This window comes from Sphaerisporangium perillae (assembly GCF_023276435.1).
Classification (GTDB): Bacteria; Actinomycetota; Actinomycetes; order Streptosporangiales; family Streptosporangiaceae; genus Sphaerisporangium; species Sphaerisporangium perillae.
Map to the genome: position 1 here is coordinate 109,005 of NZ_JALLPO010000029.1, position 17,722 is coordinate 126,726.

Annotated in this window: 12 protein-coding genes and 2 pseudogenes; 6 read left to right on the top strand and 8 right to left on the bottom strand. The window is 70.3% G+C overall.

The window, feature by feature from the left end; translation table 11 throughout:
* Window positions 1–11: 11 nt before the first annotated feature.
* Window positions 12–701: a cell division ATP-binding protein FtsE gene (ftsE, locus tag MYF83_RS27175; RefSeq protein WP_114029179.1), complete on the bottom strand. Its 690-nt coding sequence runs from the start codon at window positions 699–701 to the stop codon at window positions 12–14.
* Window positions 702–937: 236 nt separating this feature from the next.
* Here ftsE and MYF83_RS27180 point away from each other — a divergent pair, with 236 nt between their 5' ends.
* The gene (locus tag MYF83_RS27180) at window positions 938–1,129 is read left to right on the top strand and encodes a hypothetical protein (protein ID WP_248963551.1); all 192 of its coding nucleotides are present in this window, start codon (window positions 938–940) and stop codon (window positions 1,127–1,129) included.
* Between the two features lie 143 nt (window positions 1,130–1,272).
* On the opposite strand, the gene prfB is transcribed toward MYF83_RS27180, so the two are convergent.
* The gene (prfB, locus tag MYF83_RS27185) at window positions 1,273–2,391 is read right to left on the bottom strand and encodes a peptide chain release factor 2 (protein ID WP_248963552.1); all 1,119 of its coding nucleotides are present in this window, start codon (window positions 2,389–2,391) and stop codon (window positions 1,273–1,275) included.
* An 83-nt stretch (window positions 2,392–2,474) separates the two neighbouring features.
* Between prfB and MYF83_RS27190 the strand changes: the two genes are divergently transcribed.
* Entirely contained in the window at window positions 2,475–3,536 is a 1,062-nt protein-coding gene (locus tag MYF83_RS27190) for a DUF8094 domain-containing protein (protein WP_248963553.1), read from the top strand.
* A gap of 81 nt (window positions 3,537–3,617) precedes the next feature.
* Here the strand turns inward: MYF83_RS27190 and MYF83_RS27195 are convergent, their stop codons facing one another.
* A complete protein-coding gene (locus tag MYF83_RS27195; RefSeq protein ID WP_248963554.1) occupies window positions 3,618–8,486 on the bottom strand; it encodes an NAD-glutamate dehydrogenase in 4,869 nt (1,622 codons plus the stop codon).
* Window positions 8,487–8,834: 348 nt separating this feature from the next.
* Between MYF83_RS27195 and MYF83_RS27200 the strand changes: the two genes are divergently transcribed.
* Window positions 8,835–10,334 (top strand): FAD-binding oxidoreductase, encoded by a 1,500-nt coding sequence (locus MYF83_RS27200; RefSeq protein ID WP_248963555.1) that lies wholly within the window; start codon window positions 8,835–8,837, stop codon window positions 10,332–10,334.
* A 206-nt stretch (window positions 10,335–10,540) separates the two neighbouring features.
* Window positions 10,541–10,972 carry a VOC family protein gene (locus tag MYF83_RS27205; RefSeq protein WP_248963556.1) on the top strand — a complete coding sequence of 144 codons (432 nt, stop codon included), beginning with the start codon at window positions 10,541–10,543 and terminating at the stop codon, window positions 10,970–10,972.
* 321 nt (window positions 10,973–11,293) lie between these two features.
* On the opposite strand, the gene MYF83_RS27210 is transcribed toward MYF83_RS27205, so the two are convergent.
* Both MYF83_RS27210 and MYF83_RS27215 read right to left on the bottom strand, forming a co-directional pair.
* Window positions 11,294–13,174 (bottom strand): acetoacetate--CoA ligase, encoded by a 1,881-nt coding sequence (locus MYF83_RS27210; protein WP_248963557.1) that lies wholly within the window; start codon window positions 13,172–13,174, stop codon window positions 11,294–11,296.
* Window positions 13,175–13,266: 92 nt separating this feature from the next.
* Complete coding sequence (locus tag MYF83_RS27215) at window positions 13,267–14,214, bottom strand: DUF2218 domain-containing protein (protein ID WP_248963558.1); 948 nt, start codon at window positions 14,212–14,214, stop codon at window positions 13,267–13,269.
* Window positions 14,215–14,386: 172 nt separating this feature from the next.
* Between MYF83_RS27215 and MYF83_RS44480 the strand changes: the two are divergent.
* Window positions 14,387–14,461 (top strand): annotated as a pseudogene (locus MYF83_RS44480) (DUF397 domain-containing protein); the annotation flags it as partial.
* A gap of 191 nt (window positions 14,462–14,652) precedes the next feature.
* Here the strand turns inward: MYF83_RS44480 and MYF83_RS27220 are convergent.
* Window positions 14,653–15,360: an HAD family hydrolase gene (locus MYF83_RS27220; RefSeq protein WP_248963559.1), complete on the bottom strand. Its 708-nt coding sequence runs from the start codon at window positions 15,358–15,360 to the stop codon at window positions 14,653–14,655.
* 249 nt (window positions 15,361–15,609) lie between these two features.
* Between MYF83_RS27220 and MYF83_RS44485 the strand changes: the two are divergent.
* A pseudogene (locus MYF83_RS44485) lies at window positions 15,610–15,789 on the top strand (hypothetical protein); the annotation flags it as partial.
* Between the two features lie 162 nt (window positions 15,790–15,951).
* On the opposite strand, the gene MYF83_RS27225 reads toward MYF83_RS44485, so the two are convergent.
* The gene (locus MYF83_RS27225) at window positions 15,952–16,590 is read right to left on the bottom strand and encodes an HAD family hydrolase (protein WP_248963560.1); all 639 of its coding nucleotides are present in this window, start codon (window positions 16,588–16,590) and stop codon (window positions 15,952–15,954) included.
* A 203-nt stretch (window positions 16,591–16,793) separates the two neighbouring features.
* On the bottom strand, window positions 16,794–17,303 hold the full coding sequence (locus MYF83_RS27230) for a DUF6912 family protein (RefSeq protein ID WP_248963561.1): 510 nt from the start codon (window positions 17,301–17,303) through the stop codon (window positions 16,794–16,796).
* Window positions 17,304–17,722: the final 419 nt, after the last annotated feature.

The window sequence follows — 17,722 nt, forward strand, 5'->3', positions numbered from 1 at the left end:
TCGCTTGGTGATCAGTACGCCTGGCCGTAGACGCCGCGCGACTGATCTCGGACGATCTTGCCGTCCTCCAGCTCGACCACGCGTTTGCGCATGGAGTCGACGATGGCGGCGTCATGGGTGGCCATGACGACAGTGGTGCCGGTCCGGTTGATCCGGTCGAGCACCTTCATGATCCCGATGCTGGTGGCGGGGTCGATGTTGCCGGTGGGCTCGTCCGCGAGCAGGATCATCGGGCGGTTGACGAAGGCGCGGGCCATGGCCACCCGCTGCTGCTCACCTCCGGACAGCTCGTCGGGCATGCGGTGGGCCTTGCCTTCCAGGCCGACCAGCTCGACCACCTCGGGCACCACCTTGCGGATGAACCGCCGTGGCTTGCCGATGACCTCCAGCGCGAACGCCACATTCTCGTAGACGTTCTTGTTGGGCAGCAGCCGGAAGTCCTGGAACACGCAGCCGATGCGGCGGCGCAAGTGCGGCACCTTGAAGTTCGACAGGCGCGCCAGATCCTTACCGGCGACATGTATGGCGCCCGAGTTCGGGCGCTCTTCCTTCAGGACCAGCCGGAGAAAGGTCGACTTCCCCGACCCCGAAGGACCGACCAGGAACACGAACTCGCCCTTGTCCACGTCCACACTGACGTGGTCGAGGGCGGGGCGGTTCTGGTTAACGTAGACCTTGGTGACATTATCGAAATGGATCACAGGCGCATCACGGCATGCCAGTCTAGGGGTTAGGACGGTCGCGGAGGTGGCCGCGTGAGCCACATCGCATTGCTCGCCGGCCGGGGGGCGCCGCTCTTTACCAACGATCGACGTTCCGGTTGGCCGAGGCTCAGTCTAGGGGTAACACTGGCATGGAACGTCCATAACGGAAACAAAACGATTCCACACTCGCTAACAGGGTGGTATAGCGATCACCGTGGAGAGGGAGATATCCCGTGAGCTGCGAACATCTCATCTGCGCCAACTGCGCCGGACCGGTGGTCGAGGGTCGATGCCCCGCGTGCCGGGCCAGCAGAGCCAGGGTCCACCACCATGGGTTCGGCGGACTATCGCCCACACTGATCGCGATAGTCCTGATTGTCCTGCTCGCCTGCACGCTGGCGCTCAACCACCTGTACGGCGCCTGACCGATCCGCACGGCGCCTGAGCGATCGAGGGCGGGCCTCGAGCACCGGGTCCGCCGCCGGTACCTCCACGGGCGCCGGGGCGAAGCTCCGCGACGCCCGGCGATCGGGGCGGCCCCCGCGACTCAGGGGGGCCGGTAGGGGCGCTACTGCGCGGCGCCCGACTCCTGGCGCCGCATCCAGCGGATCTCGCCCTCGATGAACCCGTCGATGTCGCCGTCGAGCACCGCGCTGGGGTTGCCCGCCTCGACCGAAGTGCGCAGGTCCTTGACGATCTGGTACGGGTGCAGGACGTAGTTGCGGATCTGCGTGCCCCACGAGGTCGTGGACTCCCCGCGCAGCTCCGACATCTTGTCGGCCTCCTCCTGCCGCTTGCGCTCGAGCAGCTTGGCCTGCAGGACCGTCATCGCCGAGGCGCGGTTCTGCAGCTGGGAGCGCTCGTTCTGGCAGGAGACCACGATGCCGGTGGGCAGGTGGGTGATGCGCACCGCGGAGTCGGTGGTGTTGACTCCCTGGCCGCCGGGACCCGACGAGCGGTAGACGTCGATGCGCAGATCGTCCTCGTTGATGTCGATATGGTCGGTCTGCTCGACGACCGGCACCACGTCGACGCCGGCGAAGGAGGTCTGGCGGCGGCCCTGGTTGTCGAACGGGCTGATGCGGACCAGCCGGTGGGTGCCGTGCTCGCCCCTCAGCGTGCCGTAGGCGTACGGGGCCTTGACCACGAAGGTCGCCGACTTGATGCCGGCCTCTTCGGCGTAGGAGGTGTCGTACACCTCGGTGGAGTATCCCTTGCGCTCGGCCCAGCGGAGGTACATGCGGAGCAGCATCTGCGCCCAGTCGGCGGCGTCCACGCCGCCGGCCTGCGAGTTGATCGTGACGAGCGCCTCACGGGCGTCGTAGGGCCCCGCGAGCAGGGTGCGCACCTCGAGGGCGTTGACGTCGCTGCGCAGGGAGGCGAGCTCGCGGCCGGCCTCCTCGCGGGTGTCGGCGTCGTCCTCGGCCTCGGCCAGCTCGTAGAGGACCGTGACGTCCTCCAGCTTGCGGATCAGGTTCTCGACGCGGTTGAGCTCGCCCTGCATATGGGAGAGCTTGCTGGTGACCTTCTGCGCCTGCTCGGGGTCGTTCCACAGGTCGGGCGCGGCAGCCTGCTCCTCCAACTCGGCGATCTGCTTGCGCATGACGTCGAGATCCAGCACATCCTGAATGCCGTTCAGTGTGCCGGTAAGCTCGCTGATCTCTTCTGCGGGATCGATGGCTGCCACATCTGCCAAGAGTACGCGAAGCCGGAGGCACCTCGCGCGTGGCTAGCATGGGCGTTCTGCGGGGGACTCATCGGGAGGCGAGCGTGACCAGGACCATGCGTGTCGCCCTCGTGTTGTCGCTGCTCGCGAGCGGCGCCTTCGCCTGCTCGCCCGGACCGTCCGAGACCCGGGGCGCGACGGCCCCGGTGACCGCGCCCGTCCCGGCGGTCACCGCCTCCCCCGGGCCCTCCTCATCCTCCTCGCCCTCGCCCTCACGGGCGGCTCCCGTCGTGACGCTCGACGAGGCGCGCAGGCAGGCGCTCATGATCCTGGGCGCCGACGACGCCGCCCGGGTCCAGGGCGTCCAGTCCTATGCCCTCGCCCAGACGCGCGACGGGCAGAGGGACATCACCAGGGCGGAGTTCCAGTCGACCGGCTCCCGGCCGCCCAGGTACACCTGGGGGGAGCCGACGCTGCTGGTGCCCCGGCTCGACCGCTACCCCTACTGGTTCGCCGCGCTGACCGAGCGGCGGGACGCGGACGGCAAGAGCCGTACCGCGGTGCTCGTCTTCATGAAGCAGTACGAGGTCTCCCTCTGGCAGCTGAGCTTCGCCTCTCTGCTGTATCCCGGCACGAAGCCCCCCGCCGTCAGCCTGGACGAGGAGGGGTACGCCACCCCGCTGGCCACCCGGGACGACACGATCGCGATCAGCCCCCATCTGATGGCCCCGCTGCACGCCACCATCGCCGAGGAGGGGCCGAAGGGCTTCGCCGCCGGCCTGATCGCGGCGGGTCCCCAGACCACCGGCTACTTCGCCGAGGTCGAGAAGATCCAGCCCGAGTTCAAGCGGCGCGGCTTCCTGTACGACTCGCTGTTCGCCGCCACCGCCTTCCCGATCTACGCGCTGCGCACGGCCGACGGCGGGGCGCTCATCCTGTACTCCCTGACGCGGACGACGCTCCGGCAGGCCAAGACCAAGGCCGCCGAGGGGCTCGTCCCGGTCCCGCAGAACGTGCGCTGGGACGTCGGCAGCCCCGTGGTGCCGTACATGCTGCGCGTGGTCGAGACCCAGCAGTACGTCAGCCAGGTGTCCCGCAAGGGCGCCGCCGAACCCGCGAAGATCATCGGATTCGACGGCGTCCCCACAGCGATCACCAACAGGTGACGCCGGCCGCCGCCTGACCGGCCGGCACGTCGCCGGCCGGTGCCCGGCGGCCCGGCACGTCACCGGCCGGCGGGTGAGCGGTCAGCGGCCCTCGGCGTGCGGCAGGTTGCTCGTCGCGACCAGGGTGCGCACGGCCCGCAGCGCCACCGAGAGGGTGGCCAGGTCGAAGTGCTCGCTCTCCCAGATCTCCGACAGCGTCTGGCGTGCCCGCGCGACGGCGGCGGAGTTCGCCTGCGACCAGCGGACCAGGCGCTCCTCGGGGGACAGCCCCGGCTCGCTGTGGGTGAGCACCTCGGCGGTCAGCCTCGCGTGCGCGGCGTACAGGTCGTCGCGCAACGCGGCCCTGGCCATGGAGTTCCACCGGTTGTCGCGGGGCAGCGCGATGACCCGCTCGCGCAACCGGGCCAGCTGGAGCCGCTCGGACAGGTCGAAGTAGACCTCCGCGACGTCGTTCACCGGCCGTCCGGTGCGTGAAGAGATCTCCACCAGGTCGAACGTCGAGTACGCCGGCACCATCACCGCCGCCCGCTCGGCCAGGTCGGCCGGCACGCCGCGGGCCAGGTAGCCGTCACGGCGCTCCTCGAACGCCGCGAGGTCGGGGCCGGTGAGCAGCTTGGGAAGGTGGGGCAGCAGGCCGTCCGCACCCTCCACGAAGAACCGTACTGCGCCGGCCAGGTCGAGCGGCGGCCTGCGGTTGCCGAGCAGCCAGCGCGCGCCGCGCTCGGCGAGCTTGCGGCCCTCCAGCAGCATGGCGAGCTGGGCGGCGGTGTCGACCTTGTTGTCCAGCGCCTCCACCGCCCGCCAGAAGCTCGGCAGCTCGAAGACCTCCCGGGACACCAGGTACGCCCTGGCGATGTCGGGGGTCGAGGCGCCGGTCTCCTCGCCGAAGCGGAACATGAACGTCGTGCCGCTGGCGTTGACCAGGTCGTTCACCACGCCGGTGGTGATGATCTCGCGCCGCAGCGGGTGGGTGTCCATGGCCTCGCGGAACCGCTCGCGCAGCGCCGAGGGGAAGTAGGACACCAGCCACGAGGTCAGGAAGGGGTCGTCGGGCAGGTCGGAGGCGAGCAACTCGTGGTCGGCCACCAGCTTGGTGTAGGCGAGCAGCACCGAGAACTCCGGCGCGGTCAGCCCGAGGCCGGACTGGCGACGCTCGGCCAGCGTCTTGTCCGAGGGCAGGGCCTCCAGCTCCCGGTTGATCAGCCCGTCCCGTTCCAGCTTGCGCAGGTAGCGGGCGTGGATGTGCAGCATCTCGGGCGCCTGGGCGCGGGCCGCGGCCAGGACGATGTTCTGCGCCTTGTTGTCGCGCAGGACGAGGCCGGCGACCTCGTCGGTCATGTCGAGGAAGAGCTGGTCGCGGTCCTGCTCGCTCAGCTCGTCGTCCCGCACCAGGCGGTCGAGGAGGATCTTGATGTTCACCTCGTGGTCGGAGGTGTCCACCCCGGCGGAGTTGTCGATGAAGTCGGTGTTGACGAAGCCGCCGTTCAGCGCGAACTCGATGCGGGCGAGCTGGGTGAGGCCGAGGTTGCCGCCCTCCCCCACGACCTTGCACCGCAGGTCGGAGGCGTTGACCCGCAGCCCGTCGTTGGCCTTGTCGCCGACGTCGGCGTGGCTCTCGCTGGAGGCCTTGACGTAGGTGCCGATGCCGCCGTTCCACAGCAGGTCGACGGAGGCCTTGAGGATGGCGTTGATCAGGTCGTTGGGCGTCAGCGCGGGCACGCCCTCGGGGATGCCGAGGGCCGCGCGCGTCTGCGGGGACACCGGCACCGACTTCGCCGTGCGCGGCCAGACCCCGCCGCCGGCCGAGATGAGCTCGGTGTCGTAGTCCGCCCACGAGCTGCGCGGCAGCGCGAACAGCCGCGACCGCTCGGCGAAGCCGCTCTCGGGGTCGGGCGAGGGGTCGATGAAGATGTGCCGGTGGTCGAAGGCCGCGACGAGCTTGATGTGCCGGGACAGCAGCATGCCGTTGCCGAAGACGTCGCCGGACATGTCGCCGACGCCCACCACGGTGAAGTCGGTGCTCTGGACGTCGATGCCCATCGAGCGGAAGTGGTAGGCGACCGACTCCCACGCGCCGCGGGCGGTGATGCCCATGGCCTTGTGGTCGTAGCCGATCGAGCCGCCGGAGGCGAAGGCGTCGCCGAGCCAGAAGCCGTAGTCCTTGGCCACGCTGTTGGCGATGTCGGAGAAGGTCGCGGTGCCCTTGTCGGCCGCGACGACCAGGTAGGTGTCGTCGCCGTCGTGCCGGACGACGCCGTGCGGGGGGACGACCTTGTTGTCGACGAGGTTGTCGGTGATGTCGAGCAGGCCGGAGATGAACTGGCGGTAGCAGGCCACGCCCTCGGCCATCAGCTCGTCGCGCCCGCCGCCCACCGGCGGGTTCTTCACGACGAAGCCGCCCTTGGAGCCGGTGGGCACGATGACGGTGTTCTTCACCATCTGCGCCTTGACCAGGCCGAGCACCTCGGTGCGGAAGTCCTCCATGCGGTCCGACCAGCGCAGGCCGCCTCGCGCGACCTTGCCGAACCGCAGGTGGACGCCCTCGACCCGGGGCGAGTACACGAAGATCTCGAACTTGGGCCGGGGCAGCGGCAGCACGCTGATCGCGGAGGAGTCGAACTTGAGAGAGATGTACGGCTTGCGCCTGCCGTCCTCCCGCTGGAAGGCATTGGTCCGCAACGTGGCGAGGATCATCTCCAGGTACGCCCGGAGGATGCGGTCCTCGTCCAGCGAGGCCACCTCATCCAGGGCCGCGAGGATCTCCTCGTGCAGGGCCTCGCCGAGGTCCTCGCGCATGTCGTCCGCGCGGCGCGGGTCGAGCCTGGCCTCGAACAGCCGCACCAGCAGCCTGGCGAGCCGGACGTTGCCGAGCAGCACCTTCTCGATGTAGCGCTGACTGAAGGTGGTGCCGGCCTGGCGGAGGTACTTGGCGTACACGCGCAGGATCAGCGCCTGCTCCCAGGCCAGGCCCGCGCCGAGGACCAGGGCGTTGAAGCCGTCGCTCTCGATCTCGCCGCGCCACAGCGCCGCGAAGGCGTCCTCGAACAGCCGCTCGAACTCCTCCTGGTCCCCGGCCGCCGAGGGAGGGGTCCGCAGGCCGAAGTCGTAGATCCAGGCGGGCTGGTCGCCCCTTCTGGTGATCTCGTACGGCCGCTCGTCCATGACCTCGACGCCCATCCGCGACAGCAGCGGCAGCACGTCGGACAGCGAGACCGGCGCCCCGATGCGGTAGAGCTTGAACCGCCACTCCACCTGGGTGCGGTCGTGCGGGCGGTACAGGTCCATCGCGATCTCGTCGGGCCCGCCCGCGAGCCGTTCCAGGCGGCGCAGGTCGCCGACGGCCGCACGCGGGCTGAACTCCGCCTTGTACCCCTCAGGGAAGGCCGTGGCGTACCGGCGGGTCAGCGCGGGGTTCGGGCCCTCGGCGAAGAGCTCGGCGATCGCGGTGACGAGGTCGTCCTCCCAGGTGCGGGTGGTGGCCGCGATGCGGGCCTCCAGCTCGGGGAGGTCCACCTCGCGCGCGCCGAGGGTCTTGCCGCGCTCGCCGCGGACGACCACGTGCAGGCGGGCCAGCGGCGACTCGCCGATCATCGTGCTGTAGTCGAGGGTCGAGCCGCCGAGCGCCTGGAGCAGGATGTCCTGCATGCGGATGCGCACGTCCGTGGTGTACCGGTCGCGCGGCAGGTAGATCAGGCAGGAGATGTAGCGGTCGTAGTCGTCGCGGCGCAGGAAGAGCTTGACCCGCTTGCGCTCGCGCAGCCGCAGCACCTCCAGTGCCATCGGCACCAGCTCTTCGGCCGGGACCTGGAACAGCTCCGCGCGGGGGTAGGTCTCCAGTATCTCGATGAGGTCCTTGCCGTCGTGGCTGTCGGGCGAGAGCCCGGCCTTGTCCAGCACCTCGTCGAGCCGGCGGCGCAGCACCGGGATGTGGGAGATGGACTCGCTGTAGGCGACGTGGGAGAAGAGGCCGAGGAAGCGGCGCTCGCCGATGACCTCTCCCTCCGGGGAGAAGAGCTTCACGCCGATGTAGTCGAGGTAGGCCGGGCGGTGCACGGTCGCGCGGCTGTTGGCCTTGGTGACCACGAGGAGTTGCTTGTCGCGCGCCTTCGCGCGCAGCTCGGGCGACATGGCGGCGAAGCTGGCCGAGCCGGCCTTGTCGGCTCGCAGGATGCCGAGTCCCGTGCCGGGCAGGGCGCGCAGCCCGTCGCCGTCGGTCGCCTGTTCCAGGCGGTACTCGCGGTATCCGAGGAAGGTGAAGTGCCCGTCTGCCAGCCAGCGGAGCAGCTCGAGGCTGTCCTCGACGTCGCCCTTCGGGAGGTGGGGCGGCGCGGCCTCGAGGTCGGTGGCGAGCTGGACGGCGAGGGCCCGCATCTTCGGGGCGTCCTCGACGGCGTTGCGCACGTCCTGCAGGACCCGCTGGAGGTCCTTCTCGATCTTCGCGAGCGCCTCGGGGGCGGACTCGCGGTCGATCTCGATGTGCATCCAGGACTCGACGAGGAGCTGCCCGGTGAGGTCGGCCTGGTCGCGGCCGAGCATCCGGCCGGTCATGTCGCGGCGGACCTTGATCTGCGGGTGCACGATGAGGTGGGGATCGATGCCGTGGCGCTCGAGCTCCATGGTGACCGAGTCGACGAGGTAGGGCATGTCGTCGGTGACGACCTCGACGACCGAGCCTCCGCCGTCGTAGCCGTCCTCCGCGACCGTGGGCGTGTAGGCGCGGACGAGCGCGCGTCCCTGCGGTCGGTGGGCCGCGAAACGCCGGTGCGCCAGGGCGGGCGCGCAGACCTCCACGGGGTCGCGGCCGATCACATCCTCGGGCGCGACATGCCGGTAGTAGAGCCGGAGAAACGCCAGGATGCTCTCACCGTCCAGATGATCGCCCCTGGGGGTATCGGCACACATTTCAGCAGCGGACCGGAGTAGCTGGTCCTTTGCCTCGTCGAGCGGCATGTCTGCTCTCACTCCTTTGTGAGGTTCGCCTTGTTCGCGATGGTCTCGGCCGGGATCGGGTCCATGACTGGGGAATGCCACGCTCCCGGACACGCGACACCTCCCACGGGTTGCTGGGACGCCCGGTCTCCGTTGACCGACTGTCCCGCCGTACCCGATATCAGCCCATCACACCTCAAACGTCAACTTGTCCGGTATCGTGCGCAATTCCCCTGCCAGCGCGAGTCTTCCATGGCAGCCACGTGCACCGTGACCGATTCGTGATAAACCACGGCCCTCTTACGGACGTCTCACTGGACGAGCGCGACCTTTCGCGACCGATGACCCGTTCCTGGGGGATGAGTGACCATGCACGCCGCGCTCGACCGGCGGAACCTGCTCCGCCTCTCCGCCTTCGCAGCGGCGGCCGCGGCCACCGCCGGCGCGAGGGCCGCGTCCGGGGCGAGCGCGGGCACCGCCGCGCGGACCGGTCCCACCCCCTCCGACTGGACCTCCCTGGGCCGGGGACTCGCGGGCCGCCTGATCCGTCCCGGCGACGCCTCCTACGACGCGGCCCGCCGCCTGTACAACCCCTCCTTCGACGGCATACGCCCGAGCGCCGTGGCGTACTGCGCCAACCCCTCCGACGTGGCCGAGTGCCTGACCTTCGCCAAGCGGCTCGGCGTGCCCGTGACCTCGCGGTCCGGCGGGCACAGCTACGCGGGCTGGTCCACCGGCACCGGTCTGGTGATCGACGTCTCCCGCATGAACACCGTCCGCGCCGCCTCCGGCCGCGCGGTCGTGGGCGCGGGCGCGCAACTCGTCGACGTCTACGACCGGCTGGCCGCGCGCGGCGTCAGCATCCCGGCGGGCTCCTGCCCCACCGTGGGCGTCGCCGGCCTGACGCTCGGCGGCGGCATCGGCGTCGTCGCCAGGAAGTACGGCCTCACCTGCGACGTGCTGGAGTCGCTGCAGATCGTCACCGCCGACGGCCGCGTGCTGACCTGCGACGCCGACCACGACCCCGACCTGTACTGGGCGTCACGCGGCGGCGGTGGCGGCAACTTCGGCGTCGCGGTGTCCTTCACCTTCCGCACGCACGCCACCCGGGACGTCACGCTGTTCTTCCTGCACTGGCCGTGGTCGCGGGCGCGCAAGGCGGTCGCCGCCTGGCAGGCCTGGGCGCCGTTCGCGCCCGACGCCATGTGGAGCAACCTGCACCTGAGCCAGGACCCCGCGCTGGACCTGCAGATCGGCGGTCTCTACCTGGGGCCCCGCGCCGAGTGCGAGCGGCTGCTCGAACCGCTGATCGCCAAGATCGGACGGGAGCCCTCCAGCCGGTATGTCGTCCAGACCTCCTACCGTGACGCGATGATGGTCGAGGCGGGCTGCCCCTCCGGCACCGTGTCCCAATGCCACCGGGCGGGGACGCTGCCTAACCAGACCGCCGACGGCCGCTTCCCGCGCGACGCGTTCAGCGCCAAGTCCCACATGGCCTACCGGCCCCTGTCGTCGTCCGGTATCGGCACCCTGGTCGATCGGATCGCCCGCCCGGGGCGCCACACCGTGTTGCTCGACGCCCTCGGCGGGGCGGTCGGGCGGGTACGGCCGGACGCGACGGCCTTCCCGCACCGGGGGGCGCTGTTCAGCGTGCAGTACTACGCGCACAGGGCGGGCGCGGCGGCCTGGCTGCGCGCCGCGCACGCCGCGATGGGGCCGCACTTCGGCGACCACGCCTATGTCAACTACATCGACCCGGGACTGAGCGGCTGGCGCCAGGCCTACTACGGCGGGAACGCCGGCCGCCTCGCCAAGGTCAAGGCCACCTACGACCCAGGCCGCCTCTTCCGCTTCCCCCAGGCGATCTGACCCCGTTCGCAGGGCCGCGTCCGCGCGGGCGGTCTGACCGTGTCGCGCGGGGATCGGGTCGTGCTCGCCGGGCGGTCACGGGGTGCTCGTCCCACCTCGACGCATCCCCCGCCGCGCGCGGGTCGCGGCTCCTGCCCGAAGATGGTCTCTGCCCATCCCGCCGGCGCTTCCCCGGCGGAGCACGACCGACCCGAGGAGAGATCTCCATGCCTTCGCCCGCCCCTTCCATCCCCCGCTTCCACCTTGCCGTTCCCGTCGACGACCTGGAGGCCGCCCGGAACTTCTACGGCGAAGTGCTCGGTTGCGAACAGGGCCGCAGCTCCGACCGCTGGATCGACTGGAATCTGCACGGGCACCAGTTCGTCACCCATCTCGCCCCGCGCCCCCCGGCGCCGGCGCACAACCCGGTGGACGGGCACGACGTGCCGGTCCCGCACTTCGGCCTGATCCTCGCGATCCCCGAGTTCCACCGGCTGGCCGAGCGGCTCCAGGCGGCCGGGACCCGGTTCGTGATCGAGCCCTATCTGCGCTTCGCCGGGGAGCCGGGAGAGCAGTGGACGATGTTCCTGTTCGACCCGGCGGGCAACGCCATGGAGTTCAAGGCGTTCGCCGACGACGCGCAGGTCTTCGCGACCTGACCGCTCGCGGCGTTACAGAACTTTCAGCGGCGTTACAAAACTTGCAAAAGTCAACTATGCATGCTTCCCCTTCTACGACTGCGACAAGCTGGTCACGCTCCGCCGGGCCGCCGAGGGCACCAACCTCGGCGACATCCAGATGGACCCGGAGCTGCCCAAGGGCTACACCTGCGGCTCGAAGACCGACGAGCAGGCCGGCAAGCGGGCCGCCACCGCGACCCAGTAGCCATCCCACCTCACCACCGCGGCCGAGGCCGCCCGTTGCCCAGGCGGCCTCGCTCCACGTTCCGGCCGTGTTCCGGCCGTCGCGGCGCTTGGGGCCTACGGCACGAAGTGCCGCAGGACTTCGGGGTTGGCCATGGCGCCGGTGTTGGCGGCCTTGTCCACCGGGGTGCCCAGCAGGATCTTGCGGACCGGCACCTCGAGCTTCTTGCCGCTCAGCGTGCGGGGGATGCCGGGCACCTCGCGGATCTCGTTCGGCACGTGGCGCGGGGACAGCTCGCTCCTGAGCGCCGCCTTGAGCTCCGTCACCAGGTCGTCGGTCAGGGTGGCCCCCTGCGCCATCGTCACGTACAGCAGCAGCCGCCCCTCCTGCCCGAGCTGCCCGGTGTCGATGACCAGGCTGTCCTCGATGTCGGGGAAGCGCTCGACGATCCGGTAGAACTCGCTGGTGCCCATGCGGACCCCGCCCCGGTTGAGCGTCGAGTCGGACCTGCCGTAGATCACGCACCCGCTGTCCGGCAGGATCTTGATCCAGTCGCCATGCCGCCACACGCCCGGGTAGTCGGCGAAGTAGCTCTCCTGGTAGCGCGCGCCGTCGGGGTCGTTCCAGAACTCGACCGGCATGGACGGCATCGGCGCGGTCACCACCAGCTCGCCCACCTCCCCGATCAACGGCTTGCCCTCCGGGTCGTAGGACTCCACGAGGGCGCCGAGGCAGCGGCAGGAGATCACTCCCGCCCTGATCGGCAGGAGCGGCACCGCGCCCACGAACCCTGTGCACACGTCCGTGCCGCCGGAGAACGACCCGAGCTGGACGTCCGGCAGGACGTCGTACAGCCAGGCGAACCCCTCAGGAGGCAGCGGCGACCCGGTGGAGCCGACCCCGCGCAGCCGGGACAGGCCGGACGGGCGCAGCTCGGCCCGCATCGAGGCGATGAGATAGGGAGCGCCCGTGCCGAAGTAGGTCACGCCCTCCTCCGCCGCCAGCCGCCAGAGCGCGTCGGGCTCAGGGTGCGTGGCGCTGCCGTCGTACAGGACCACGGTGGCGCCGACGAGCAGGCCGCCGACCAGGAAGTTCCACATCATCCAGCCGGTGGTCGTGTACCAGAAGAACACGTCCTCCTCGCCGAGGTCCTGATGGAAGGTCAGCGCCTTCAGGTGCTCGAGGACTATGCCGCCGTGCCCGTGCACGATGGGCTTGGGCAGCCCTGTGGTGCCCGAGGAGTACACCACCCAGAGCGGGTGGTCGAACGGCACCCGCTCGAACTCCAGCGGCCCCGGCTCGGCCCGTAGCTCCTCCCACGACTCCGTGCCGACCACCACGGTCGCGACCAGGCTCGGCAGCCGGGCGGCGATGTCGGCCACGACGGACGACCGGTCGAAGTCACGGCCGTTGTACCGGTAGCCGTCCACCGCGATCAGCACCTTCGGCGTGATCTGGGTGAACCTGTCGACCACACTGGAGGCGCCGAAGTCCGGCGAGCAGGAGGACCAGATGGCGCCGAGGCTGGCGGTCGCGAGGAAGGCGATGAGCGCCTCGGCGGTGTTGGGAAGGTAGGCCGCCACACGGTCGCCACGGGTGACCCCGTGCCGTACGAGCCCCGCCCTGACCCGGGCGACCTCCTCGGCCAGCTCCGCGTACGTCAGGGTGCGCCGGCCGCCCGCCTCGTCGCGGGCGATCACGGCCACGCGGCCCCGATCGCCGCGCAGGGCGTTCGTCGCGTAGTTCAGGGTCGCTCCCCCGAACCATTTCGCGTGCGGCATCGTTCCACTTATGACGGGCCCGTCGCCACGGTCACCCACGACCGCGAAGTAATCCCAGACCGCCGTCCAGAACTCCTCCGGAGCCTCGACGGACCAGCGCCACAGCGCGTCGTAATCGTGCTCGGAACGCCCCACCCATGCGGCGAACCGGGTGATCTTCGCATCACGGATCACCTCGGGGGACGGCTCCCAGAGCAGCGCACCTTCCTCAACCATGGCCCCATCCTGCCCCCGCCCCCGCCCCCGCGCCATCCTGGCCTCCCACACACCGGCGGCCGGCGGCCTGGTAGCCGGCCCTGCCTACGGGGTCAGCGCCTGCGCGCGATCGTGACCCCATCCCGCACTGGCAGCATCACCGACTCCACCCGATCATCGGCGACGATGGCGTCGTTCAGGCGGCGCATCGCCACGTGATGCTCCTCCTGGTAGGCCGGGTCGAGGACGCGCCCGCCGAGGAACACGTTGTCCAGGACGACGAGCCCGCCGGGGCGCAGCCGCTGGACGATCTCCTCGTAGTAGGCGGGGTAGCTGATCTTGTCCGCGTCGATGAAGGCGAAGTCGAGCTCCGGCTCGGCGGGAAGCGCCCGCAGCCTCTCGATCGCCGGGCCGATCTTCAGGTCGATGCGATCGGCGACCCCGGCGCGCTGCCAGTGCTCGCGTGCGATGGAGGTCCACTCGTCGCTGACGTCGCAGGCGAGCAGGCGGCCGTCCGCTGCGAGCCCCCGGGCGATGCAGATCGAGGAGTAGCCGGTGAACACCCCCACCTCGATGGCCCGCCGCGCGCCGACCATCCGGACCAGCATGGTGAGGAGCGCGCCCTCGTCGTGCGAGACCTGCATCTCCGCCGCGTCGCCGGTGGCCTCCCGCGTCTTCACGGCCAGTTCCTGGAGCACCTCGTCGGCCGGGGTGCACTGCGTGAGCAGGTAGTCACCGACGACCGGGTCGATGATGCGCATCTCCTCCGCGTCCGCAGGGGCCGTCCACTCGACCTTGAGGTCCTCCTGGGTCGCGAACCGCAGCAGGTGACGGGTGACGACGTCCTGGACGCCCGCGAGCGCCTCGGTGTCCCCGGCCGTGGCGATCATCTCCAGCCCGCCGCCGGATGGGGCGAGCACACACCGCCCTCGGCTCAACGTGATCACCCCGCGCCCGTCGCCGGAGATCTCCGTGGTGGCCTTGTGACCCATGTGCGAGACGAGCTGCTTGACGTAGCGCGCGGGACGGGCGGTGGCGACATGCGCGGTCGAGGACGGCATCGAGATCCTTCGGGTAGTGGACAGGACGCGCAGGGGGACGGGTCGGCGGGCCCTCCGACGGCCCGTCAAAGGCCGGGGACCTTCGACACTGCGATGGAGCCATTCTGCGTCAGCCGGGCCGCCGAACTGATCTTCTGAACGGCTTCACCAAGACCGTGGAGAACTTCCTCCACTGAATCTCCGTGACTCAAAGAATCCTCACGGACCGAAGCGGCTGCTCACCACATCGACGTGGCGGGCTTTCATCCGTGGCGTCAAGAGCGACCGTTTCAGCGTCTTACTGCTCACTGCGGTGACCACGTCACTTCATCGGGCAGGCTCTTCTCCTCCGACCCGTTCGGTGCTTCGCATTCGGCGCCGCGGCGGCGAGAAGGCGTACGGCGAGCCCGGCGCCGCCGTACGGCGGGCAACCCGGCCGACCTCGGTGGACCCGAGGGTTCAGCCTGCTTTGCGGTCCATGGGAGTGGTGAGGCGTGCCACCGCGGCAACGACCTCTGAGGCGTTGGTGAGGTCGGGGAGCACGATGTCGGCTCCGGCCTCGTGCAGCTCGGCCGGGGTGGAACGGCCGGAGGCGACGGCGATCATGGCGGCTCCGGCGATGCGCGCCGTCTGGACGTCCCTGGCCGAGTCGCCGATCAGGACGGTGTTGGAGCCGTCACAGCGGAAGCCGTACATCTGCTTGACCCTGCCCTGGGCGACCTGCAGAAGGGTCGCCTTGGGGTACACCTCCTCGCCGTAGCCGCCGACCTCGAAGTCGACGAACTTGTCCAGGCCGAAGGCGTTCAGCTTGAGGGCGGCGTTGCTCTTGATGGTGCCGGTCAGAACGGACTGGACGACGCCGTCGAGCCGGGCCACCGCCTTGAGCGCGTCCTTCGCGCCCGGCATGACCCGCCCCTCCTTGTTGAGGCGCCTACGCCGGGCGGCGAAGGATCCGGCGAGCGCGTCGATGAACCGGGGCAGGTGCTCGTCACCGGTCACGATGCCGTTGATGGCCAGCGTCTCGAAGATGATCTCTGAGTCGGGACGGCCCATCGCCGGCGCCAGCTTCACCAGCGGCCGCCCGGTGACCTGCCGGAAGGCGTCGGCGTACGCGTCACGGGTGACGATCGCCACATCGACCAGGGTGAGGTCGATGTTCCATAGCACGAGACGATTAATGGGGGGCCTCCGAACGCGCGAAACGAGTGCGCTCAGATTACGACGATCTCGCACCCTCGGCGCCGACCGATGCCCAACTCGTCACCCGACCAATCGAACAAATCTTCCGGTGGACGTACACACCCCTGCGCAGGCCCTCCCGAAGGTTCACCGGTCACCCACCGCACAACGGCGCCGGCTTCGCCGCACCACGACCCACCGCCTCGGCGCCGGTAGGCAACCATCCGGTACCCGGGGGTGGCGGAGCCCGGCTGGCGGAGCCGGGGTCGCGGAGCCCGGGGTCGCGGAGCCCGGGTCGCGGAACCCGGGGTCGCGGAGCCCGGGTCGCGGAACCCGGGGTCGCGGAACCCGGGGTCGCGGAACCCAGGGTCGCGGAACCCAGGGTCGCGGAACCCAGGGTCGCGGAACCCAGGGTCGCGGAGCCCAGGGTCGCGGAGCCCAGGGTCGCGGAACCCGGGGTCGCGGAGCCCTGGTCGCATAGCCCGGGTGGCGAGACCCGGAGGAGGCGGAGCCCGAGAGGTGGCACAGTCCCGGAATGGCGCGGTTCCGAGGCGGAGTGGAAGCCGGGGACGGAGTCGGTCAGGTGGCGAAGTCGAAGGCCTTGGAGAGGGAGTCGACGACGGGGAAGCCGGAGGCGGCGAGGTCGGCGCGGCTGGTCATTCCGCCGGTGTACAGGACGGCTTGGGCGCCGACGTGCTGGGCCGCGTGCGCGTCGTCGATGCTGTCGCCGATCACCATGACCTGGGACGGCCTCACGTCGAGCGACTCGATGTGGGCCACCATGTGCTCGGCCTTGCCACCGCCGGGTGCCCCCTTGGACAGACCGTCGATGCGGGCGAAGTACTCGTCGATGCCCAGTTCGGCTGCCTTGAGCACCAGCCGGTCGTGGGCCCACATGGACAGCAGCGACTGGGTGCGCCCGGAGTCCGCCCAGGTGCGCAGGCAGTCGAGTGCCTCCTCGGCGAGCGCGCAGGACAGCATCAGCCGGTGGTAGTGGTCATGGAAGGCCTGGTCGAGCTCCTCCCACTCCCCCACTCGCAACGGGCGGCCGAGCATGCGCTCGTAGGCGACCCAGATGGGCCGGGTGTAGGCGGCGCGGAATCCCTCATGGTCGAGAGCGGCCAGGCCGTAAGGCTTGAAGACCTCGTTCGTGGCACCCACGACGGCGTCGATGTCGTGGAACAGCGTCCCGTTCCAGTCCCAGATGATGTGCTTCATGGTGTCTCAAGCCTAATGCGCGACCACGGTACGTTCATCGGAATATCCCGCCACGAGACCCCCACGCCCATGGCGGACGGGCGAAACGACCGCCGGAATGTCATGCCGGACGGGACGACCGCCCGAGGTCATATGGCGGGCAGTACGACTGCCGGAATCACGCGGTGGACGGGAGGGGGTCGCGGCCGTGTCCGGGAGGCCGGTCAGGTGAGGAGGTCGGGGATCTCCTGGGTGGCGTACCACAGGAGCTCATGGGCCTCGGCGCCGTCGACGTCGAACCGGGCGTCCGCGTCGCCGGCGTCGGCGGCGAAGGCGGCGGTAACGGCCGCCTCCACGTCGGGCACGGCCTGCGGGTCGTCGATGTGGACCGACGCGATCTGCGTCATGCGCACCGAGACGGGGATGCGTACCCTCGAACGCTCCTCGATGTCGGCGCCCGCCATCGCGACCACGTCGTCGGGTACCTCGGCGGCGATCACCACGCGCCGGGCGGGGACGTCCACTCCGTCGGCGCGGTCGGCCGCGAGCATCCGCAGGGACGCGCGGGCCGCGTCCGTGAGGGCGACGTATTCGAGCTCCTCGGTGTCACCCGAGACGTACCACTCGACCAGCGCGGGGGTCACCGCGTAGCCGGTCAGGGGAGCCGGGCCGACCTCCCCGGCGGCGACCACCCGGGCCAGCGCAGGAAGGGTGCACGGCAGGTACACGCGCATGCGTTTGTTCCTCAATCACGATATTGCCGGACATCGGCGTCGGAGCGGCGCCGATCACCTACACGAGTGTGCCAGCCGCCGCGTCACGGACCGTACACCATCGTGTAAGCCGACATGGTCACGAACACCCCTCGGTGCCCCGCCGCACACGGCGCCGACTCCGCCGAACCACGCCCCACCGCCCCGGCGCCGGAAAACGACACCCCAGCACGAGCAGGGGCAGCCTCTGGCCGCCAACCCTCGGGCTCTCGGAGGCACGTCGGCCCTGCCTGAACCTTGGAGGTATGCCCGGCCGGCCCGAAACTCGGAGGGACGCCCGGTCAGCCGAACCGTAGAGGTATGCCGGGCCAGGCCGTGAAGGTACGCCGGGTGGTCTGAGCCGCGGAGGGGGGCACGGGTGGGGGCGTTAGTGGAGGTCG